This window comes from Actibacterium sp. D185-2 (genome assembly GCF_054954595.1).
On record NZ_JBPWNX010000002.1, the window covers coordinates 561,954 to 581,803 of the forward strand.

The following is a 19,850-nucleotide window of genomic DNA, read 5'->3' on the forward strand; positions in this document are numbered from 1 at the left end:
GGCGAGTATCTGAACAGGAGGCAGACCATGACCCGCACCCTTCGCCGCGCCGCGCTTGCCGTGGTTGCAATGGCAACCGCCGCCCCGGCGCTGGCCGATGTGAACATCTATTCCTACCGCCAGCCCGAACTGATCCAGCCGCTGCTGGACGCGTTCACCGCGGAAACCGGCATTCAGACCAATGTATCCTTCCTGAACAAGGGTCTGGTCGAGCGGCTTCAGGCCGAGGGAAAACGCTCGCCCGCCGACATCATTCTGACCGTCGATATCGCGCGCCTGGCCGAAGCCGTCGATGGCGGCGTGACCCAGCCGGTCGACAGTGAGGTTCTGACCGCGCATATCCCGGTCGCCTTTCGCGACCCGGGCAATCAGTGGTTCGGCGTGACCACCCGCGCCCGCATCGTCTATGCCGCCAAGGACCGCGTGGATCCGGCCGAGGTGACCACCTACGAGGATCTGGCCGATCCGAAATGGAAGGGCCGGATCTGCACCCGTTCGGGCGCGCATTCCTATACGCTGGCGCTGGTCGCGGCGATGATCGCCCATCACGGCGAAGACTATACCAGGACCTGGCTTGAGGGCGTGAAGGCCAATCTGGCGCGCAAGCCGCAGGGCAACGACCGCGCGCAGGTCAAGGCGATCTGGGCCGGCGAATGCGACATCAGCCTGGGCAACACCTATTATATGGGCCAGATGCTGGGCGACCCCGAGCAGGTGCCGTGGGCCGAGTCTGTGAATGTATTGTTCCCGGTGTTCGAGGGTGCCGGAACCCATGTGAACGTGTCGGGCATCGCCATGACCAAGGCCGCGCCGAACCGTGACGAGGCGCTGAAACTGATGGAATTCCTGACCTCGGACCACGCGCAGGAAATCTATGCCGAGGTGAACTATGAATACCCGGTCGTGCCGGGCACCGATCCGTCCGCGCTGGTCAAAAGCTGGGGCAGTTTCACCCCCGACGACGTCAACCTGATGGATCTGGCCGCGCGCCGCGCCGCCGCGCTGAAACTGGTTGAAGAGGTCGATTTCGACGGCTGATCGGCAGCGATCCCCGCAAGGGCGCTGGACAAGCTCCCGCGCCCTTGCCAGTCTCCGCCCCGACGCAGGAGACGCCCATGACCCCCACCCCCCGCAAGATCATCATCGACACCGACCCCGGCCAGGACGACGCCGTGGCCATTCTGTTGGCGCTGGCCAGCCCCGATTTGGTCGAGGTGCTGGGGATCACCGCCGTGGCCGGAAATGTGCCGCTGGATCTGACCCAGAAGAACGCGCGCATGATCTGTGAACTGGCAGGCATGCCCACGGTCAAGGTTTTTGCCGGATGCGACGCGCCGCTGCGCCGACGGCTGGTCACCGCCGAACATGTGCATGGCCGCACCGGGCTGGACGGGCCGACCCTGCCCGACCCCATGATGCCGTTGCAGGATGACCATGCGGTCGAATTCATCATCCGCACCCTGCGCGACCACCCCGCCGAAACGGTCACGCTGTGCCCGCTGGGGCCGCTGACCAATATCGCCACCGCGCTGCAAACCGCCCCCGACATCGCCGCGCGGGTGCACGAGATCGTGCTGATGGGCGGCGCCTATTTTCAGGTCGGCAACATCACGCCAGCGGCCGAATTCAACATCTATGTCGACCCGGAAGCCGCTGAAATCGTGTTCAACTCCGGCATACCGCTGACGGTGATGCCGCTGGATGTAACCCACAAGGCGCTGGTCACCAGGCCGCGCAACGACGCGTTCCGCACGCTTGGCACGCCAGTGGGCCGGGCCGTGGCCGAGATGACCGATTTCTTCGAGCGCTTCGACAAGCAGAAATACGGCAGCGACGGCGCCCCGCTGCACGATCCCTGCGTCACCGCCTTTCTGATCCGGCCCGAACTGTTCGCCGGCCGCCATATCAATGTCGAGATAGAGACCGAGGGCAAGTTTACCCAAGGCATGACCGTGGCCGACTGGTGGGGGGTATCGGGCCGCGCGCCCAACGCCACCTTCATGGGCGATGTGGACGCCGACGGCTTTTTCACCCTGCTGACCGAACGGTTGGCACGGCTATGAGCCTTCTGACCCTGGCCGGCCCGGACGATATCGACCGGCTGCTGCCGCTGGTCGCCGCCTATCACGCCTTCGAGGGGATCGCGCGCACCGACGAGCAACGCCGCGCCGTGCTGGATCTGCTCTATGCCGAGGATATCCAGGCCGCGATCTGGCTGATCGGGCCGCAGCGGGCGCCGGTGGGCTATATCGCCGTGGCCTTCGGCTTTTCGATCGAACTGGGCGGGCGCGAGGCATTCATCGACGAATTCTTCATCCGCGAGGCCGTGCGCGGGCGCGGAATGGGCAGCCAGGTCCTGCAGATCCTGCTGCCGATGCTGCGCCAGATGGGTATCCGCGCGGTGCATATGGAGGTCAGCCACGACAACGCCGACGCGGCCCGGCTGTATCAGCGCGCGGGGTTCCGGGCGCGGTCGAAATATCATCTGATGACCCGCGAACTGTAGCCCGGCCCGACCGCGCATCCCCCGGCGGGGCACTGGTCAAACGCGGCCCCCGGCCCTATCTGTGATGCAAACCAGACAAAGGCCGCCGCCCGTGCAGATCCGTTTCGACAATTCATATGCCCGCCTGCCCGGGCAGTTCTTCACCGCCATGCCGCCCACCCCGGTGCGCGACCCCGCCCTGATCGCGGTGAACGACGCGCTGGCCCGTGAGCTGGGGCTTGATCCGCAGGCGCTGCGCGGGTCCGACGGCGTGGCGATGCTGGCCGGCAATACGGTGCCCGACGGGGCCGCGCCGCTGGCGCAGGTCTATGCCGGGCATCAGTTCGGCGGCTGGTCGCCCCGGCTGGGCGACGGGCGCGCGCTGTTGCTGGGCGAGGTGATCGACCGCCACGGCAACCGGCGCGACATTCAGCTCAAGGGCGCGGGCCCCACCCCCTATAGCCGCATGGGCGACGGGCGCGCCTGGCTGGGGCCGGTGCTGCGCGAATATCTGGTGTCCGAGGCGATGCACGCCCTGGGCATCCCCACCACCCGCGCGCTGGCCGCCGTGGCCACGGGCGAGGATGTGCACCGCGACGGTCGCCTGCCCGGCGCGGTGCTGACCCGTGTTGCCGCCAGCCATATCCGGGTGGGCACCTTTCAGTATTTCGCATCGCGCGGCGATGTGGCCGCGTTGCAGGCGCTGACAGATCACGCCGTCGCCCGGCATTACCCGGATGCGGACGGTGCCATGGGGCTGCTGAAGGCGGTGCTGGCGACGCAGGCCCGGCTGGTGGCACAGTGGATGGGGGTAGGGTTCATCCACGGGGTAATGAACACCGACAACATGGCGATTTCAGGCGAGACCATCGATTATGGCCCCTGCGCCTTCATGGATCGTTACCACCCCGAAACCGTGTTCAGTTCGATCGATCAATTCGGCCGCTATGCGTTCAACAAGCAGGCCGATATCGCGGTGTGGAATCTGGCGCAGCTCGCCTCGGCGCTGCTGCCGCTGATGGGCGCCGATGAAAACGCCGCGATCGACGAGGCGACCGAAGCGCTGCACGCCTTCCCCGATCTGTTCAAGGCCGAATGGCTGACGGTGTTCCGCGCCAAGATCGGGCTGACCCGTGCCGAGGACGACGACCCCGCGCTGATCCATCAGCTGCTGGACCGGATGGCGACGACCGGGGCGGATTTCACCAACACCTTCCGCGCCCTTGGCGGCGGTGCTGCGCGGGATCAGTTCCGCGATCCGGCGGCGTATGACGGCTGGGCCGAGGGCTGGCGCGCCCGGCTGGCACGCGACGGGCAGGACGATACCGCGCGCGATGCGCAGATGCGGGCGGCCAACCCGGCCTTTATCCCGCGCAACCACCGGGTGGAGGAAATGATCCAGGCCGCCATCGCCGGGGATTTCGCGCCGTTCCAGCAGCTTTTGACCGTGCTGGCCCGCCCCTTCGACGATCAGCCGGGCAATGCCGCCTTCCGCGCGCCGCCCGCGCCGGGCCAGGAGGTGCGCCAAACCTTTTGCGGCACCTGAGCGGGTGTCCTGTCCGGGCGGCAGGCGCGACAAAATCAATACGCAAGACCGGCGCTTGAAGCCGCGTCACCCTTTGCCGGCTCGCACGGGGTATCAACCCGTGCTAGAGGGAAGACTGCGACAGGACCACGGAGCCCGTTCATGAACATTCTGCAAATCACCTCGCTGCTTATCGTGCTGGCCGCCATCTTCGGCAGCCTCAATTATTTCTTCCTGCGGCTGCCGCAATCCATCGGCATCCTGATCGTGGCGCTGGCGGCCTCGTTCGGTGCGATGGCGCTGGACATCGCCCTGCCCGCACTGGGGCTGGCCGACACGCTGCGCGCACTGGTGCTGGAGATCGACTTTTCCGATGCGCTGCTGGACGGGATGCTGGGGCTGCTGCTGTTCGCCGGCGCGCTGCATGTGAAGATGGAGGATCTGCGCGATCAGGCCTGGGTCGTGCTGGTGATGGCCACGATCGGCGTAGGCCTGTCGGTGGCCGTGGTCGGCGTGGGATTCAGCTGGATGACCGGAATGCCCCTGTTGGTGGCGCTGGTCTTTGGCGCGATCATCTCGCCCACCGATCCGGTGGCGGTGCTGGGCGTGCTGCGCGAGGCCGATCTGCGCAAATCGCTGGAAACCAAGATCGCGGGCGAAAGCCTGTTCAATGACGGCGTGGCTTATGTGGTGTTTCTGGTGCTGGTCGGGCTGGCCTTCACCGGCGGCGACGCCCACGGCGCGGCGAATCACGGCGGCGATGGCAATCAGTTCACCGCAGCGCTGATGCTGTTCGTGCAGGAGGCGTTCGGCGGTGCGGCGCTTGGCTTCGTGCTGGGCTGGGGCACCTTCAAGGTGATGAAGCGGATCGACGATTACACGCTTGAGGTGCTGATCACCCTGGCGTTGGCCTTCGGCGGCTATGAGCTGGCGATTTTCCTGCACGTCTCGGCCCCGATCATGGCGGTGGTGGCCGGGCTGATGATTGGCCATGTGGGCATGAAATACGGCATGAGCGAACAGACCCGCGACTATGTCGATGCGTTCTGGAAAATGGTGGACGAGATCCTGAACGCGGTGCTGTTCCTGCTGATCGGGATCGAGGTTTTCGCGGTGGCCTTCGACGCGAGCTATCTGAAGGCGGCCGTATTTGCCATCGGGCTGGGGCTGTTGGCGCGGCTGACCGCCGTGGCGGTGCCGATCCTGCTGCTGCGTCCGTTCCGGGCCTTTGGGCGCGACGTGATCCCGATCATGACATGGGGCGGGCTGAAGGGGGGCATTTCAGTCGCGCTGGCGCTGAGCCTGCCACCAAGCGAATGGAAACCGCTGATCCTGACCAGCACCTATGTGGTGGTCGTGTTCTCGATCATCGTGCAGGGGCTGACCATCGCGCCACTGGCCCGCCGCCTGGGCCGCGCACCGGACCTGATGTGACCGCGATTGCGTCTGGAATCGGGTAGCTGCATCCCTTACACCCGGCTGCGCAGACAGGATGAAAGACGCGCCATGACCGATACGATCATCTCCCGCTGCGAGGCAAAAGGCCTGCGCATGACCGGCCAGCGCCGGGTGATCGCGCAGGTGCTGCAAGACAGCGACGACCACCCGGATGTGGAAGAGCTGTACGCCCGTGCCAGCGCCGTGGATCCCAAGATCTCGATCGCCACGATCTATCGCACGGTCAAGCTGTTCGACGAGGCCGGCATTCTGGACAAGCTGGAATTCGGCGACGGGCGCGCCCGCTATGAGGATGCCGAGCGCGAGCATCACGACCACCTGATCGACATGAATTCCGGTAAGGTGATCGAGTTCGTGGACGAAGAGATCGAGGCGCTTCAGGAAAAGATCGCCGAGAAGCTGGGCTACCGGCTCAAGGGTCACCGGCTGGAACTGTACGGCGTGCCGCTGAAACCGCGCGGCGACTGATCCCGTCAAAGCGCCACGCCACGCAAAAAAAAGAAAATTCAGGCTTTTCCGCCCCTCCCACCTGTGCAATGATTCGGCTATCCGCCCGCAAGAGGCGGTACAAGAGGCAGTAAAACATGAGCGGTCCCCGCAAACGCCCGGCCTTTGGTGTAGTCGCCTATTTCGCGGTTGCATTTTCGCTGGCGACCTATTTCACCTTTGCCGCCGTGCAGGGCGATTACGGCCTGTTCCGGCGCATCCAGGTCGAAGCCGAGGTGGATGTCCTGACCACCGAGCGCGACGCGCTGGCGCTGCAACTGGCCGAAATGCGCAACAAGACCCGCCGCCTGTCCGACGACTATCTCGATCTGGATCTGTTGGACGAACGCGCCCGCGCCATGCTGGGCCTGCTGCGCGCCGACGAAATCGTCATCCGCTAGGCTTTGCCATGCCAGTGGCGGAATTCGCGCTCGAAATCCGCGCGGCGCTTTGCTATGAATGGTTTAACGTTAAACTATTACCCGTGACCATAAGGGGCCGTCCGCATGGCAACGCGCAAAACTGACAAAAAACCAAATGCTTCCAAGGAAGAGCTGCTGCACTTCTATCGTGAAATGCTGCAAATTCGCCGATTCGAGGAAAAGGCCGGCCAGCTGTACGGCATGGGCCTGATCGGGGGGTTCTGTCACCTTTATATCGGGCAGGAGGCCGTCGTTGTCGGGCTCGAGGCCGTGGCCAAAGAGGGCGACAAGCGCGTCACCTCGTACCGCGACCACGGCCATATGCTGGCCTGCGGCATGGACCCGAAAGGTGTGATGGCCGAGCTGACCGGCCGCGAGGGCGGCTATTCCAAGGGCAAGGGCGGCTCGATGCACATGTTTTCCAAGGAAAAGCATTTCTATGGCGGCCACGGCATCGTCGGCGCGCAGGTGCCGATCGGCGCGGGGCTGGCTTTTGCCGACAAGTATCTGGAAACCGGCGGTGTGACCTTTGCCTATTTCGGTGACGGCGCGGCCAACCAGGGTCAGGTCTATGAAACCTACAACATGGCCGAACTGTGGGACCTGCCGGTAATCTTCGTGATCGAGAACAACCAGTATGCGATGGGCACCTCGGTCATCCGCTCGACCAAATCGCCGTCGATGTGGGAACGGGGCGTCGCCTATGGCATCCCCGGCGAAGAGGTGGACGGCATGGACGTGCTGGCGGTGAAAGAGGCCGGCGAAAAGGCTGTCGCTCACTGTCGCGCGGGCAACGGCCCCTATATCCTTGAAATCAAGACCTACCGCTATCGCGGCCATTCGATGTCGGATCCGGCGAAATACCGCACCCGCGAAGAGGTGCAGAAAATGCGCGAAGAGCGTGACGCGATCGAGCATGTGCGCGAACTGCTGCTGACCGGCAACCACGCCACCGAGGACGAGCTGAAGGCGATCGACAAGGACATCAAGGCCATCGTCAACGAGGCCGCCGAATTCGCCAAGGAAAGCCCCGAGCCCGCGCTTGAAGAGCTTTACACCGACATCTACGCAAACGCCTGAGGGGGAGACCAACAGATGGCAACCGAAGTATTGATGCCCGCGCTGTCCCCCACGATGGAGGAAGGCACACTTGCACGATGGCTGGTCAAGGAGGGCGACGCCGTCGCCTCGGGCGATATCCTGGCCGAGATCGAGACCGACAAGGCGACGATGGAATTCGAGGCCGTCGATGAAGGGATCGTTGGCAAGATCCTGATCGCCGAAGGCACCGAAGGCGTGAAGGTAAACACCCCCATCGCCGTGCTGGTCGAGGATGGCGAAGACGCCGATGCGGCCGTCAGCACAGCCCCCACCGCCGCCGCGCCCGCAAAAGAGGCGGCGCCCGCAACGGCCCCGGCCCAGCCCAAGGCCCCTGCCGCGGTGGCAGAGCCCGACGTGCCCGAAGGCACCGAAATGAAATCGACCACCGTGCGCGAAGCATTGCGCGACGCCATGGCCGAAGAGATGCGCCGCGACCCCACCGTCTATCTGATGGGCGAGGAAGTGGCCGAGTATCAGGGCGCCTACAAGATCAGCCAGGGCCTGCTGGACGAATTCGGCGCCAAGCGCGTGATCGACACCCCGATCACCGAACATGGCTTTGCCGGCATCGCCGTGGGCGCGGCCTTTGGCGGCTTGCGCCCGATCGTCGAATTCATGACCTTCAATTTCGCGATGCAGGCGATGGATCAGATTGTCAACTCGGCGGCCAAGACGCGGTACATGTCCGGTGGCCAGATGGGCGCACCGATGGTGTTCCGCGGCCCCAACGGCGCCGCCGCCCGCGTGGGCGCCCAGCACAGCCAGGACTACGCCGCCTGGTATGCGCAGATTCCGGGGCTGAAAGTGGCGATGCCCTATTCGGCGGCCGATGCCAAAGGGTTGCTGAAATCCGCGATCCGCGATCCCAACCCGGTGATTTTCCTGGAAAATGAAATCCTGTACGGGCGCAGTTTCGACGTGCCGGTGCTTGACGATTTCACCATCCCGTTCGGCAAGGCCAAGATCTGGCGCGAAGGCACGGATGTGACCATCGTCTCGTTCGGCATCGGCATGACCTACGCGCTGGAGGCCGCCGACAAACTGGCCGAGGACGGGATTTCGGCCGAGGTGATCGACCTGCGCACCCTGCGCCCGATGGATACCGACATGGTGATCCGCTCGGTGATGAAGACCAACCGCTGCGTGACGGTCGAGGAAGGATTTCCCGTGGGGTCCATCGGCAACCACATCTCGGCGGTGCTGATGCAACAGGCGTTCGACTATCTCGATGCGCCGGTGATCAACTGCACCGGCAAGGATGTGCCGATGCCCTATGCCGCCAATCTGGAAAAGCTGGCGCTGGTGACCACGCAAGAGGTCATCGACGCCGTCAAATCCGTGACCTACCGTTAAGGAGCAGACGCGATGCCCACAGAAATCCTGATGCCCGCGCTGTCCCCCACGATGGAGGAAGGCACCCTCGCAAAATGGCTGGTGAAAGAAGGCGACGAGGTCTCGTCCGGCGACTTGCTGGCCGAGATCGAAACCGACAAGGCAACGATGGAATTCGAGGCCGTCGATGAAGGGATCGTCGGCAAGCTGCTGATTGCCGAAGGCACCGAAGGCGTGAAGGTAAACACCCCCATCGCCATGTTGCTGGATGATGGCGAAAGCGCCGACGACATCGGCAGCACCGCCGCCCCGGCCGCCGCCGCCGCACCCGCACAGAAGGCCGAAGCGCCTGCCGCGGCAGCCTCCCCCACCCCGGCAGCGCCCAAGGCGGAAAGCGGCACCCGCATCTTCGCCTCGCCGCTCGCTCGCCGCATCGCCGCCGACAAGGGGCTCGACCTTGGCCAGATTACCGGCACCGGCCCCAAGGGACGCATCGTCAAGGCCGATGTGGAAGGCGCCAGCGCCGCGCCGAAACCCGCCGCAGCCCCGGCTGCCGCTACTGCTGCCGCACCGGCAGCCATGCCCACCGGCCCGACCACCGAGACCGTCCTGAAAATGTATCAGGGCCGTGCGTTCGAAGAGGTCAAGCTTGATGGGATGCGCAAAATCATCGCCGCCCGCCTGACCGAAGCCAAACAGACCATCCCGCATTTCTATCTGCGCCGCGACATCCGGCTGGATGCGCTGCTGAAATTCCGTAGTGAAATCAACAAACAGCTGGAACCGCGCGGGGTCAAGCTTTCGGTCAATGACTTCATCATCAAGGCTTGCGCGCTGGCGCTGCAACAGGTGCCCGACGCCAATGCCGTCTGGGCCGGCGACCGGATTCTGAAGCTGAAACCCTCGGACGTGGCCGTGGCCGTCGCGATCGACGGCGGGCTTTTCACCCCCGTTCTGCAGGACGCCGACACCAAATCCCTGTCGGCCCTGTCGGCCGAGATGAAGGATCTGGCCACCCGCGCCCGCGACCGCAAACTCGCGCCGCATGAATATCAGGGCGGCAGTTTCGCAGTGTCCAACCTGGGCATGTTCGGCATCGACAATTTCGACGCGGTGATCAACCCGCCGCATGGCGCGATCCTGGCTGTGGGCGCGGGCGTGAAAAAACCCGTGGTCGGCGCCGATGGCGAACTGACTGTGGCCACGGTCATGTCCGTGACGCTTTCCGTCGATCACCGGGTCATCGACGGCGCGCTCGGGGCTGAATTGCTGAAAGCCATTGTCGAAGCGCTGGAAAACCCGATCGCGATGCTGGCCTGATTTTTACGCCAATCCAACGGTTTCACGCCCGTCGATGACATGCCTCAAGGCGTGGATCGGCGGGCGCGATTATGTTTGGCCCATCTTCAAATCGCAGGAGTCGCGAAGATGGACTGGAAACAACAACTCGAAAACACCAATCTCGCCATGGGCGATTTCGGTCAGGCCCAACCTGCCACGTCAGAGGGGTTCAACGCGCTGCATCATGCCGCTGTCACCCCCGGTTCACTGACCGCCAAGGACAAGGAACTGATCGCACTGGCGATCGGCATCTCCAAGCAATGCATCGATTGCATCGGCTTTCACGTCCAGGCCTCCATCGCCGCCGGGGCCACCCGCGACGACATCGCTGAAACCGTGAATGTCTGCATCCTGATGGGCGGGGGACCGGCCTACATGTACGGCGTCAAGGCGCTTCAGGCCTATGATCAGCTCTGCGCGTAAATGAAACGGGACGACGCTCAGGCGTCGTCCCCGCCCCCGGGCAGAAGCTGATTCATCGTTACAGCCGGCTGCGCGCAGCCCGCCTTGCCGACGATCTTGGCCGGTACGCCCGCCACCGTGGTTGCCGGCGGCACGTCATGCAACACGACCGATCCCGCCGCGATGCGCGAGCAGTTGCCGACCGTGATATTGCCCAGCACCTTGGCGCCCGCACCGATCAGAACGCCGTTGCCGATCTTGGGGTGGCGATCTTCCTCTTCCTTGCCGGTGCCACCCAGCGTCACCGAATGCAGCATCGACACATTGTCGCCGACCACGGCGGTTTCACCGATGACGATGGCATGGGCATGATCCATCATGATCCCCTTGCCGATCCTGGCCGCCGGATGGATATCCAGCCCGAATTCCTCGGAAATACGCATCTGGATGAAATAGGCCAGATCGTACCGCCCCTCGGTCCACAGCCAATGACCGACGCGATACGCCTGCACCGCCTGAAACCCCTTGAAGTACAAAAGCGGCTGCAGATAACGGTGGCACGCGGCATCACGTTCATACACCGCCATCAGATCGGCGCGCGCGGCTTCGGCCAGATAGGGGTTGGCCGCATAGGCCTGATCGCAGATTTCCCGCAACATCTGGTCCGACATCTCGCTCGACGACAGTTTCAGCGCGATGCGATAGGCCAGCGCGGCCTCTAGCGTTTTGTGATGCAGAATGCTGGAATGCACCAGCCCACCCAGCAGCGGCTCATCCCGGACCGCCTGTTCCGCCTCATCGCAAATGCGGCGCCAGACGGGATCCAAAGCGGTGATGTGCAAGCGCGTTTCGGCCATGTCTTTCCCTTTCGTTTCGACAGCAGCCTATAACAGATAGCCCGGCGGGACAAATTCAACATTCGGCCCCACGCCTTTGTGACCGAATGCGCGCGACATCTCCTGCCCCACTACCGCCGCCATAAGCGCGCAGGCGGCGGTAACCACATCGCCACGCAAAACTGGCCGTATCCCGGTTACAGCGCCGGCAGCGTCAGTTCGCAGTAATGCACCGCCAGGCGCACCGTACCGCCCGTGAAATCGCCACCCTCGGCGGTCAGGTCCAGCGGCATCGGCGCATAGCCGGTCAGCGGGCTGCCCAAAACCCCCTTGACATAAGACCCGGTCAACAGGCCCAGCCCGCTGCCGAAACGGGTGTCGGACCCGTCCGCGCCCAACCGCCAGCCGGTCAGCGTGCCGGTGATCGTGTCCACCACGCGGCCCGTCACCCCAAACACCATTGCGTGCGACGGAATGGTCACGCTGGTGCTGTCACTGGCCCCGGCCGCGATCGCATGATCGAATTCCAGCACCCGGAACCGCATTGCCGCGCCAAAAGGCGACAGCGCCGCAGCCCCCGGCTGCCAGGCCACGCCGTCGAACAGAACCTCGGCTGCGTCTTCGATGCTCCAGGCGCGCCAGCCCGGCAAGGGCTGCGCAAAGACCCAGCCGCCATTGGCCCGGATCGCGATCTCGCCCGCATGGCCCGCCCACGCATTCACCCCGCCAGAGGGCACGAAATGACAGTCTCCATCCTGCGCGGTCAGCGGCGGCGTGGTCTCGCCCAGGGTTTTCAGTCGCAACTGCACCAACCCGTCCAGCCGGCGCAGCCCGTCATTCACCGTCACATGTTTCTGCGCCTGGGCCGCCTGCACCAGCGGCAGCTGCAAAATCGTGGTCTCATCCATTGATTTCGATCCTTTCAAAAAGTCCCGGCCCGAACCGGTCCGATATCTGCGCCACCTCGATGGAATAGGGCGCCGCCGCACCGTCCGCCGCCTGTGTTGACGCGCTATAGGTCCAGGTCGGCGCGGTGACATATGTTTCGCGCAGGATCACACCCGTGCCGCTGCGCACCCGCACCACGTAGAGTTCCTGGGCCTCACCCAACGGCACCTCGTACGAGGCCCAGGTATCGCCATCGATCCGGGTGCGCCGGATCCAGCTGACGGCCAGATCGCCCGTGGCCGCGTCGGGCACGGCGCGCATATGGCACGGCGCATACGGGCGCAGCCCGATCCCATCGAATGCCTCGACCAGATGAGTATAGGACGGATCGTCATAGGCCCGCCCCGCCGGACCGACCCGATAATGCCGCGCCAACCCGCGTTCCGAAATCGCCAGATTGATCTGCGCCGGCACCCCGTCCAGCGCCACCACATAGCTGCCCACCGGCCAGGTATCGGGCATGATCCCGTCGCTGCCCGCCTGCCCGCGCAGACGCAGCGTCAGATCGTAGGTGTCCGTGTCCACCAGTTCAGCCCCGGCGAACTGGAATACCTCCCAGTTGCCGGGGCTGCCGTCGCCGATCGCCATCGCATTGGCCCCGTTCAGCACCGCCTCGGCCTCGGCCGCAGCCAGCGTGCCGCCATAGACCTGCACCCGCAATGCCGGGCCACGGTCCCATTCCGCCGGGTCGGCGCGGAACAACGCGGTTTCGGTCACCCCGATCACCGCGCTGGCCGACAGGGTGCTGTTGAGCTGATAGCCCGCATCCAGCGGCGCGCTGAACAGCGCGACACTGCCGGGCCAGGGCGTCGCCGTGACCGCCAGATGCGGGGCATGTTCGACCTCGGCTCCGGTCAGCAGCGGCAAATCCAGAAACAGCGGAAACACCGGCACCGGCGCGACGAAGGGCGTCAGCGCAACCTGCTCCTCCACCGCGTCCGAGGGCTCATAGACCGCAGGCTCGACCCTGACCGCCTCGATCAGCCGGGCCTCGGCCTGCTCGACCCGGTCCATCCGGTACAGCGCGGGCCCCGCCCCGGTCTGCAACTCGATGACATCGCCCGCCCCCAGCACCATCTGCGACAGCGGCAGCGCGAACCGCGCCCGATCGCGCGCCACCCGCGACTCGGCCAGCCAGCGTTCGGTGATCGCCCGCCCCTCGGCCTGGGTCAGAACCAATGGCAGCTCGGACACCGAAACGCCCCGGCTGACCTCATCCGGGAACACCGCTTCGGCGGCGCGCACCTCGTAGTCGCCCTCGGATTCCACGAAATTCAAACGCACCCGTCCGGCGGTTTCGGCCTGCGGCGCGCGCATCGTTTCCAGGTCGCCCTCGGTCTCTTCGGTCACCGCCAGCCGCTCCGGCGTCACCACGCCCCCGGCCCGGCCCGGACGGCTGCGAAAGATCAGCCGCCCTTCGCGCTCGACCGCATCGAACCCATAGGCCAGCATCAGCGGCTGCAGCATCGCCCGCGCGCCATCCACGTCGCTGACCGTATAGCCGCGCACCAGCCCGAACAGATCGTCCACATCGACCTCGCTCACACCGGACCGCGCACAGATCTCGGTCACCACCGCTGCCAGCGCCTGGGCAGAGACGCGCCCGTTCAGCCAATGGCCGCGAAAATAATTCTCGCCATCGCTCCACAGTTCGGTATTTGCCGGAAACTGCGGATGGGGTCGCGCATCCCAGGCCCAGACATTGGCCCGCGCCATGTCGATCATCGGACCGCCGTATAACTGCGAAACCGGGTTGTTGGCCGCGTCAGACCAATAGCTGGTCACAGCCCGCAGATATTGCTGTTGCAGAAAATCATCGCGCGTCCCGTTCGAATAATTCGGCAACGAGGATTCCGAGGATTTGGGATCAAGAAACTTGTTGGGCTGGTTGGTGCCCTTGTCGATCGCGGCACAGCCATACTCGGTGAACCACACCGGCTTGGATTGCGGCAACCACGCGGTCGGCGCAGCTTGGCGCACCCCGCCGATCCGTTCGTGATGCTCATTGAGCCACCAGTTGCGGATATCCTTGTAGCGGTAGACCCAGCCCTCGCCATGCGCGCCATCCGTAATCGGCGCGCGGCGTTGTGCATCGGCGGCCGCCTGACTGGGGTAATACCAGTCATAGCCCTCGCCACCCTCGATATTGGCCTGAAGGTAATCCAGCGCATAAATCGATCCCCACGCCGCATCCGCGTGATCGCCGCCCGCGCGCCAATCCGACACCGGCATGTAATTGTCGATCCCGACGAAATCTATCTCGGGATCGACCCAAAGCGGATCGAGGTGGAAATACACGTCCCCCGACCCGTCCTGCGGATGATAACCGAAATATTCCGACCAGTCCGCAGCATAGCCGATCTTCACATCCGGCCCCAGAATGGCGCGCACATCGGCGGCCAGTGCCCGCAGCGCCGCCACCGCCGGAAAATCGCCATCCGCCCCCCGGATCTGCGTCAGCGCGCGCATTTCAGAGCCGATGCAGAAGGCCGAAACCCCGCCCACCGCCGCACACAGATGCGCATAATGCAGAATGAACCGCCGATAAGACCATTCCTGCGGCCCGTCATAGAAGATGATCGAATTGCCCCCGATCATATGCGCCGGCAGCGGCAAGCCTTCCGGCGGCGTTGCAAGGTTTTGATAGGCGCTGTCGATCAGCGGGATGAAATCACCCGGCGCGGCGGTTCCGAAAAATGCGGCCACCTCGGCCTCGGCTGCGGCGGTGCCGTCGGTGGTGCCCTCGACGCCGGGTGCCCGTTCTGTGGTGATCCGCCCGCGCCAGGGCAAGGGCGGCTGCCCCTGCGCGCCGGTCCATGGATCGGGCAGCGCGTTTTCCGCCACCTGATCCATCAGGATGAACGGATAGAAGGTCACCGCCTTGCCGGTCGCCTTCAGCGCGGTGATCGCCTCGATCACTGTATGATCCGACGGGGTGCCGCCATAGATCGCCCGGCCCTCCTGTTTCGGCACCTCCTCGGCCCCCTGCCGGTCGATGCCTGACACATTCCAGAACATCGGACTCGCAAAGGCGGATTTCTGCTCCACCTTGGGGCGGATCGTACAGTCCCCGCAGCGCAGATCGTCGCCGAACCAACTCGCCACCAGCAGCGCCGATTCGCAGTGCGGCAACTCGTCCCCGAGGTTTTCCAGCGAGGTCGCAAAATCGGTCTTGCCCGAGGGCGTATTGATATTGGCAGAGCTGTTCTGCCCCAGCCCGCCGCCATAATGCACTGGCGTCATCGCCAGGGCATATTCACCGGTACCGGGGATCAACGCGACCCCCCGCACCAGATCCGACAGGCTTTGCTGCGCCGGCGTTTCGCCCGGCACCGCGCGCACCACCTCAAAAGAAAACTGCGGCACCCGGTTGCCATAGGCCGCAAGCTGCAGGTTTTCGATCACCACATAGGCAACCCCGCGATAGGCCGGGACCATCCCCGCGCCTTCCAACGCCTCCATCTTCGGATCTGGCAGCTGATCCTCGGTGCCGGTGTAAAGCCGCAGGTTCAGCGCATCCTTCGAGGTTTCGATCCCGTCGGCCCAGATCCGGCCCAGCCGGGTGATCTCGCCCTCGCAGATCGCCACCGCCAGGTTGACCGAATAAGAATAACTGGTGACCTCCGGGCCCGAATCCTTGCTGCTGCCACCGCCGCTGGTCTGCTTGCTTTCCAGAAACCGCGACGACCAGATCACCTGCCCCGACAGCCGGGCACGGCCGAAACAGCGATTCACGCCCGCGCCCTCGCTGGCGCCGGTCAGGCGGAACCGGTCCACCTTGCCGGTCTCCACCGGGGCGGATCCGCTGCCCAGCAGTTTCTGGTCCAGATACTGGCCCAGCGTGGCCCCGACCGCCCGGCCGATCACAACGCTCGACAGGCCCAGAACCGAGCCCCCGACCGCGGATCCAACCGCAGCCCCCACCGCCGACAGAACAATCGTCGCCATCAGTACCCCCCGTCAGGAAATTCGAACCGCGCCACGATCCGACGCGCCCAGGGGGTGGTCAGCGGGCTTTCGACCACACCGTGCCCCCAATAGGCATGAATGAAACTGGCCTCAGGCCCGATACGCGCCTGAACGCCCAGATGCTTGGCCACCGCCCCCGCTTTCATCCGAAACAAGACCACGTCGCCGGGGGCGGCCATCGCCACCGGCTTGGCCCGCATATGTTGCGCGACCGCCGCCCAAAGCCGCTCCTCGCGCCCCGGCTCGGACCAGTCGCCGGTATAGGCGGGGACCAAGGCAGGCTCGCCGCCGTAAAGCGCACGCCATACCCCGCGCAACAGCCCCAGACAGTCGGCCCCTGCGCCGCGCCGTGACGCCTGGTGCCGATAAGGCGTGCCGATCCATGCCCGCGCCTCGGCCACGGCGCGGTCCGCGTGAACGCTCATCGCTGCAGGCTGCCGCCATCATTGGCGCCCCCCTGAATCGGATAGCTGATCAGCCAATCCTCGCCTGGGATATGAGGGAAGCCGCGGAAATTGTTGAAATTACTAAACTTCACACGGCACGTTTCGGCACGCTTGTCACAACCCGCCTGCAAACGCAGCGCATCGCCCGCCACCACACCGGCACGCAGGCTTTGCCACAGTTCGACCCGCCGCACGCCGCTTTCATAGCGGTCGCTCTTGATGATCCCGATCAGACCCGCCGCCGCACCCCCCAGCATCTCCAGGCGTCCGGCCTCGAACCAGCGTGGCTCGAACCCGTCCATCGCGGCGAAACGGAACACGCGCCCATCCTCCACATCTTCTACAACCATTTCAATGGTATATCCGGGCATGTTCAGATCGAACCTGCACTGGCCATCGCCCAGAACCGCCGCACAAGGCCGCTGATAGACCCGCCCCTGCGGCTGGTTCAGCACCTCGGTCAACCCGCGCAACTCGGCCTGAAAGGCACCGCCGGCGCGGGTGATCTCGCCCAGCTCTCCGGCGAACTGCTGCACCCGGTCCGCCGGATCGGCCCAGTTCACCAGCCAGGCGCGCACACCGGCCCCGTCGAACCGCCCGGCCAGAATGTCGGCCTCGGTCACCGCCGCATCCGACAGCGCGCCCACCGCTTCGGTATTGTCCACCGACAGGCCGGTGGTCTGGCTCAGCGCGCGGGCGGTCATACCGGTATTGGCGCGAAACGCGATCCCGTCGAAGTGCAGCGCGCTGTCATGATCGGTAAAGCCCAACACCACCCCGTCGCGCCGCGTCACCGCCCAGCACCGGCACAGGGTTGTCGCACCGCTGTCCAGATGCGCCTGCATGCTTTCGGAAACCGGCATCAGACCCGCACCTCCACGATCGGCACGCGCGGCACGTCACCGGCGCGGAAACTGGCGACCGAGGTCTGGATCGTGTCGGTGTCGAACCGCACCGGCACGTCGAATTCGAACCCCGCCGTGACCTGAACGCCGATATCGGGCGCGTCCCGCAGCGTCACCAGCCCGGTCGCCATGTCCACCTCGAAGCCCAGACTTTCCACCAGCGGTTCGCCATCCACCGCCAGCTTCACCGTCCCCGCCACCGGCTTGACGATAGGCCGGCGATAGGCCGCACCGCCCGAGGCATAGGTCTTGACCAGCTGAAACACCTCGGACGCACCGTCGCCATGGGCGATCAGCTGATCCAGCGCGCCCACCTCGCCCGACGGGCGGCAGGATTTGAAATCCGACCAATCCTTCCAGCGAAAGCCGAAAAGCTGGCCGCGCCGCGCCTCGAAGAACGCGATCAGCAGCTCCACATCGTCCAGCGCCCGCATACCCACACCCGCGTCATAGCGCCGACGGGCGTGTTCCCAGGGCGTGTTGCGCTCCTCGAACCCGTTAGCCAGCGTCACGATCTCGGTGCGCCGCTCGGGCCCGCCGACCGAGCCGAAGCTCAGATTGGCGGGAAAGCGTATCTCGTGAAATCCCATGGCGTCCTCCTCAGCTGTTGCGCTGGCCGCGGCTCATCGCGCGGCTCATCGCGGCGGCGATCTGGCTTTGACTGCGCTGAAACCCCTGCACGTCAGGCGTGGTGATGTTCATCGTCACCGTCACCGGCTGCCCGCCGCCCTGGCTCCGCACCCCCAGCCGCCCGTCAGCACCCCGTGCCAGCGGCATGATCGCCTCTGGCCCGGCCTCGCCCATCAGGCCCGCACCACCGCGCATCGGAAAATAGGTCGGCCCCGATACCACGCCGCCGGTGGCAAAGGGCATCACCCGCCCCTGGGTGAACCCCGCCCCCTTGGCGAAGGGCACCATGCTGCCGACGATCCCCTCGATCCCCGACGCGATCAGCCCGCCGACATGGGTCTGCACCGGGGTGACCGCCGCGTTATAGGCCGCCGCGCTGATCGAGGCGCCAACCTCGCGCAGCGCGTCCGACAGTTTCATCCCGTCGAATACCAGCCCCTCGAACGCGCCGCGCAGGCCGCGCGCGATATTGCGCGACAGCGACCCGACCTCGCGGTTCGTCAGCGTCACGCTTTCGCGCATCCGGACCATCTCCACCTCGAAGGCGGCCGTGACCTCGCGCGCGCTGCCCAGGCTGCCCTCCAGCTGCGATAGCTGTTCGTCGAAACCGTCCAGCTCTGTCATCATTCAGACCTTTCTGTCGTGTCGGGAAAGGCGCGCGCCAGCTCATCCAGCCGGGCGCGGCCCATCGGTGCCGGCCCACTGCCATGCCCCAGCATCAGCAGCAGTTCGGCCGGCGTCAGCGCCCAGAACGCGGCCGGGCTCAGGCCCAGCCCGACCATCCCGGCCCGCATCAGCCCCGGCCAGTCAAACCGCGTCATCGGCCGCCGGAACCGTGAAGGCGCGGGTCAGCAGCGCTGCCGCCACCCGCGCCGCCTCGACCGGGCCACCGGCGATCTCGGCGCGGGCCAGATCGGCGGCCACGCCCTGCCAGCCACCACCGCGCAGCCCCGCCAGCAACAGCGCCAGCACATCGCGCGTGGCAAAGCGCCCGCCCTCGAACCGCTCGATCAACGCCACCAGCGTTTCCGCCTGCAACGCCGCCTCCAGTTCGGCCAGCGCGCCCAGCGTCAGCTTCAGCACATGGCGACGGCCATCCAGCACCAGCGCCGCCTCGCCCGCCCAAGGGTTGCCCATCACAGCGCCGTAAAGGCCAGAACACCGGCCGAGGCGAGCGACAACTCATAGGTCGCCTCACCGTTATGGCTGCCGGCATATTCGATCGAGGTCACCTGAAACGGCCCCTCGACAATGCCGAAATCCGGGATGATGACCTGAAAATCCGGCGTCTCGCCGTCGAAAAAGATCTGGCGCGCGCGTTCGTCCGTGCCTGCATCCTTGAACACGCCAGAGCCGCTGATCCCCGCCGATTTCACCCCCGCGCCGGCCAGCAGTTCCCGCCAGCCGCCCTGACTTTCCAGGCTGGTCACATCGACCTGCTCCGCGTTGAAGCTGATGCGCGTGGCGCGCAGGCCCGCGATGGTGTCGAACTGCCCGTCCCCGGTCAGGTCGAGCTTGATCAGAAGGTCCTTGCCGTTTTGGGCCACCATGTTCCACTCTCCAG

The 19,850-nt window shown here is 65.3% G+C and carries 21 protein-coding genes; 11 read left to right on the forward strand and 10 right to left on the reverse strand.

What is annotated here, in order from left to right; genetic code table 11:
* Positions 1-27 precede the first annotated feature (27 nt).
* The 11 genes from ACSR1C_RS06265 (at position 28) to ACSR1C_RS06315 (ending at position 10,573) form a co-directional block, all read left to right on the forward strand.
* Complete coding sequence (locus ACSR1C_RS06265; protein WP_460258479.1) at positions 28-1,038, forward strand: Fe(3+) ABC transporter substrate-binding protein; 1,011 nt, start codon at positions 28-30, stop codon at positions 1,036-1,038.
* 77 nt (positions 1,039-1,115) lie between these two features.
* Positions 1,116-2,063 carry a nucleoside hydrolase gene (locus ACSR1C_RS06270; protein ID WP_460258480.1) on the forward strand — a complete coding sequence of 316 codons (948 nt, stop codon included), beginning with the start codon at positions 1,116-1,118 and terminating at the stop codon, positions 2,061-2,063.
* Positions 2,060-2,506 (forward strand): GNAT family N-acetyltransferase, encoded by a 447-nt coding sequence (locus tag ACSR1C_RS06275; protein WP_460258481.1) that lies wholly within the window; start codon positions 2,060-2,062, stop codon positions 2,504-2,506. Before ACSR1C_RS06270 ends, ACSR1C_RS06275 begins: the two co-directional genes overlap by 4 nt.
* Positions 2,507-2,570: 64 nt before the next feature.
* A complete protein-coding gene (locus ACSR1C_RS06280) occupies positions 2,571-4,031 on the forward strand; it encodes a protein adenylyltransferase SelO (RefSeq protein WP_460258482.1) in 1,461 nt (486 codons plus the stop codon).
* Positions 4,032-4,172: 141 nt separating this feature from the next.
* Positions 4,173-5,444 carry a cation:proton antiporter gene (locus ACSR1C_RS06285; protein ID WP_460258483.1) on the forward strand — a complete coding sequence of 424 codons (1,272 nt, stop codon included), beginning with the start codon at positions 4,173-4,175 and terminating at the stop codon, positions 5,442-5,444.
* Between the two features lie 72 nt (positions 5,445-5,516).
* Positions 5,517-5,936 carry a Fur family transcriptional regulator gene (locus tag ACSR1C_RS06290; RefSeq protein ID WP_460258484.1) on the forward strand — a complete coding sequence of 140 codons (420 nt, stop codon included), beginning with the start codon at positions 5,517-5,519 and terminating at the stop codon, positions 5,934-5,936.
* 116 nt (positions 5,937-6,052) lie between these two features.
* On the forward strand, positions 6,053-6,355 hold the full coding sequence (locus tag ACSR1C_RS06295) for an FtsB family cell division protein (protein ID WP_460258485.1): 303 nt from the start codon (positions 6,053-6,055) through the stop codon (positions 6,353-6,355).
* A 105-nt stretch (positions 6,356-6,460) separates the two neighbouring features.
* Entirely contained in the window at positions 6,461-7,456 is a 996-nt protein-coding gene (gene pdhA, locus ACSR1C_RS06300; protein ID WP_460258486.1) for a pyruvate dehydrogenase (acetyl-transferring) E1 component subunit alpha, read from the forward strand.
* A 15-nt stretch (positions 7,457-7,471) separates the two neighbouring features.
* The gene (locus tag ACSR1C_RS06305; RefSeq protein ID WP_460258487.1) at positions 7,472-8,830 is read left to right on the forward strand and encodes a pyruvate dehydrogenase complex E1 component subunit beta; all 1,359 of its coding nucleotides are present in this window, start codon (positions 7,472-7,474) and stop codon (positions 8,828-8,830) included.
* A 12-nt stretch (positions 8,831-8,842) separates the two neighbouring features.
* Entirely contained in the window at positions 8,843-10,129 is a 1,287-nt protein-coding gene (locus ACSR1C_RS06310; RefSeq protein ID WP_460258488.1) for a pyruvate dehydrogenase complex dihydrolipoamide acetyltransferase, read from the forward strand.
* Positions 10,130-10,237: 108 nt separating this feature from the next.
* Entirely contained in the window at positions 10,238-10,573 is a 336-nt protein-coding gene (locus ACSR1C_RS06315) for a carboxymuconolactone decarboxylase family protein (protein ID WP_460258489.1), read from the forward strand.
* Between the two features lie 17 nt (positions 10,574-10,590).
* Here the strand turns inward: ACSR1C_RS06315 and cysE are convergent, their stop codons facing one another.
* The 10 genes from cysE to ACSR1C_RS06365 all read right to left on the reverse strand — a co-directional run bounded on the left by cysE (position 10,591) and on the right by ACSR1C_RS06365 (position 19,836).
* A complete protein-coding gene (gene cysE / locus ACSR1C_RS06320) occupies positions 10,591-11,409 on the reverse strand; it encodes a serine O-acetyltransferase (protein WP_460258490.1) in 819 nt (272 codons plus the stop codon).
* Between the two features lie 176 nt (positions 11,410-11,585).
* Positions 11,586-12,296 carry a DUF2793 domain-containing protein gene (locus ACSR1C_RS06325; RefSeq protein ID WP_460258491.1) on the reverse strand — a complete coding sequence of 237 codons (711 nt, stop codon included), beginning with the start codon at positions 12,294-12,296 and terminating at the stop codon, positions 11,586-11,588.
* Positions 12,289-16,284 carry a baseplate multidomain protein megatron gene (locus ACSR1C_RS06330; protein ID WP_460258492.1) on the reverse strand — a complete coding sequence of 1,332 codons (3,996 nt, stop codon included), beginning with the start codon at positions 16,282-16,284 and terminating at the stop codon, positions 12,289-12,291. The genes ACSR1C_RS06325 and ACSR1C_RS06330 overlap by 8 nt, the downstream gene beginning before the upstream one ends.
* Positions 16,284-16,730, reverse strand: coding sequence for an NlpC/P60 family protein (locus ACSR1C_RS06335; protein ID WP_460258493.1), 447 nt, complete (start codon positions 16,728-16,730; stop codon positions 16,284-16,286). Before ACSR1C_RS06335 ends, ACSR1C_RS06330 begins: the two co-directional genes overlap by 1 nt.
* Positions 16,727-17,614: a DUF2163 domain-containing protein gene (locus ACSR1C_RS06340; RefSeq protein ID WP_460258494.1), complete on the reverse strand. Its 888-nt coding sequence runs from the start codon at positions 17,612-17,614 to the stop codon at positions 16,727-16,729. The genes ACSR1C_RS06335 and ACSR1C_RS06340 overlap by 4 nt, the downstream gene beginning before the upstream one ends.
* The gene (locus tag ACSR1C_RS06345) at positions 17,614-18,246 is read right to left on the reverse strand and encodes a phage distal tail protein, Rcc01695 family (protein ID WP_460258495.1); all 633 of its coding nucleotides are present in this window, start codon (positions 18,244-18,246) and stop codon (positions 17,614-17,616) included. The genes ACSR1C_RS06340 and ACSR1C_RS06345 overlap by 1 nt, the downstream gene beginning before the upstream one ends.
* Positions 18,247-18,256: 10 nt before the next feature.
* Entirely contained in the window at positions 18,257-18,910 is a 654-nt protein-coding gene (locus ACSR1C_RS06350) for a phage tail tape measure protein (RefSeq protein ID WP_460258580.1), read from the reverse strand.
* On the reverse strand, positions 18,910-19,107 hold the full coding sequence (locus ACSR1C_RS06355; RefSeq protein WP_460258496.1) for a rcc01693 family protein: 198 nt from the start codon (positions 19,105-19,107) through the stop codon (positions 18,910-18,912). Before ACSR1C_RS06355 ends, ACSR1C_RS06350 begins: the two co-directional genes overlap by 1 nt.
* Entirely contained in the window at positions 19,094-19,423 is a 330-nt protein-coding gene (locus tag ACSR1C_RS06360) for a gene transfer agent family protein (protein ID WP_460258497.1), read from the reverse strand. Before ACSR1C_RS06360 ends, ACSR1C_RS06355 begins: the two co-directional genes overlap by 14 nt.
* Positions 19,423-19,836: a phage major tail protein, TP901-1 family gene (locus ACSR1C_RS06365; protein ID WP_460258498.1), complete on the reverse strand. Its 414-nt coding sequence runs from the start codon at positions 19,834-19,836 to the stop codon at positions 19,423-19,425. The genes ACSR1C_RS06360 and ACSR1C_RS06365 overlap by 1 nt, the downstream gene beginning before the upstream one ends.
* Positions 19,837-19,850 lie beyond the last annotated feature (14 nt).

Bases quoted from the DNA above. Each gene is read 5' to 3' on its own strand.
- ACSR1C_RS06265 (WP_460258479.1), top strand. From the start codon at position 28: ATGACCCGCACCCTTCGCCGCGCCGCGCTTGCCGTGGTTGCAATGGCA.
- ACSR1C_RS06270 (WP_460258480.1), top strand. From the start codon at position 1,116: ATGACCCCCACCCCCCGCAAGATCATCATCGACACCGACCCCGGCCAG.
- ACSR1C_RS06275 (WP_460258481.1), top strand. From the start codon at position 2,060: ATGAGCCTTCTGACCCTGGCCGGCCCGGACGATATCGACCGGCTGCTG.
- ACSR1C_RS06280 (WP_460258482.1), top strand. From the start codon at position 2,571: ATGCAAACCAGACAAAGGCCGCCGCCCGTGCAGATCCGTTTCGACAAT.
- ACSR1C_RS06285 (WP_460258483.1), top strand. From the start codon at position 4,173: ATGAACATTCTGCAAATCACCTCGCTGCTTATCGTGCTGGCCGCCATC.
- ACSR1C_RS06290 (WP_460258484.1), top strand. From the start codon at position 5,517: ATGACCGATACGATCATCTCCCGCTGCGAGGCAAAAGGCCTGCGCATG.
- ACSR1C_RS06295 (WP_460258485.1), top strand. From the start codon at position 6,053: ATGAGCGGTCCCCGCAAACGCCCGGCCTTTGGTGTAGTCGCCTATTTC.
- pdhA (WP_460258486.1), top strand. From the start codon at position 6,461: ATGGCAACGCGCAAAACTGACAAAAAACCAAATGCTTCCAAGGAAGAG.
- ACSR1C_RS06305 (WP_460258487.1), top strand. From the start codon at position 7,472: ATGGCAACCGAAGTATTGATGCCCGCGCTGTCCCCCACGATGGAGGAA.
- ACSR1C_RS06310 (WP_460258488.1), top strand. From the start codon at position 8,843: ATGCCCACAGAAATCCTGATGCCCGCGCTGTCCCCCACGATGGAGGAA.
- ACSR1C_RS06315 (WP_460258489.1), top strand. From the start codon at position 10,238: ATGGACTGGAAACAACAACTCGAAAACACCAATCTCGCCATGGGCGAT.
- cysE (WP_460258490.1), bottom strand. From the start codon at position 11,409: ATGGCCGAAACGCGCTTGCACATCACCGCTTTGGATCCCGTCTGGCGC.
- ACSR1C_RS06325 (WP_460258491.1), bottom strand. From the start codon at position 12,296: ATGGATGAGACCACGATTTTGCAGCTGCCGCTGGTGCAGGCGGCCCAG.
- ACSR1C_RS06330 (WP_460258492.1), bottom strand. From the start codon at position 16,284: ATGGCGACGATTGTTCTGTCGGCGGTGGGGGCTGCGGTTGGATCCGCG.
- ACSR1C_RS06335 (WP_460258493.1), bottom strand. From the start codon at position 16,730: ATGAGCGTTCACGCGGACCGCGCCGTGGCCGAGGCGCGGGCATGGATC.
- ACSR1C_RS06340 (WP_460258494.1), bottom strand. From the start codon at position 17,614: ATGCCGGTTTCCGAAAGCATGCAGGCGCATCTGGACAGCGGTGCGACA.
- ACSR1C_RS06345 (WP_460258495.1), bottom strand. From the start codon at position 18,246: ATGGGATTTCACGAGATACGCTTTCCCGCCAATCTGAGCTTCGGCTCG.
- ACSR1C_RS06350 (WP_460258580.1), bottom strand. From the start codon at position 18,910: ATGACAGAGCTGGACGGTTTCGACGAACAGCTATCGCAGCTGGAGGGC.
- ACSR1C_RS06355 (WP_460258496.1), bottom strand. From the start codon at position 19,107: ATGACGCGGTTTGACTGGCCGGGGCTGATGCGGGCCGGGATGGTCGGG.
- ACSR1C_RS06360 (WP_460258497.1), bottom strand. From the start codon at position 19,423: ATGGGCAACCCTTGGGCGGGCGAGGCGGCGCTGGTGCTGGATGGCCGT.
- ACSR1C_RS06365 (WP_460258498.1), bottom strand. From the start codon at position 19,836: ATGGTGGCCCAAAACGGCAAGGACCTTCTGATCAAGCTCGACCTGACC.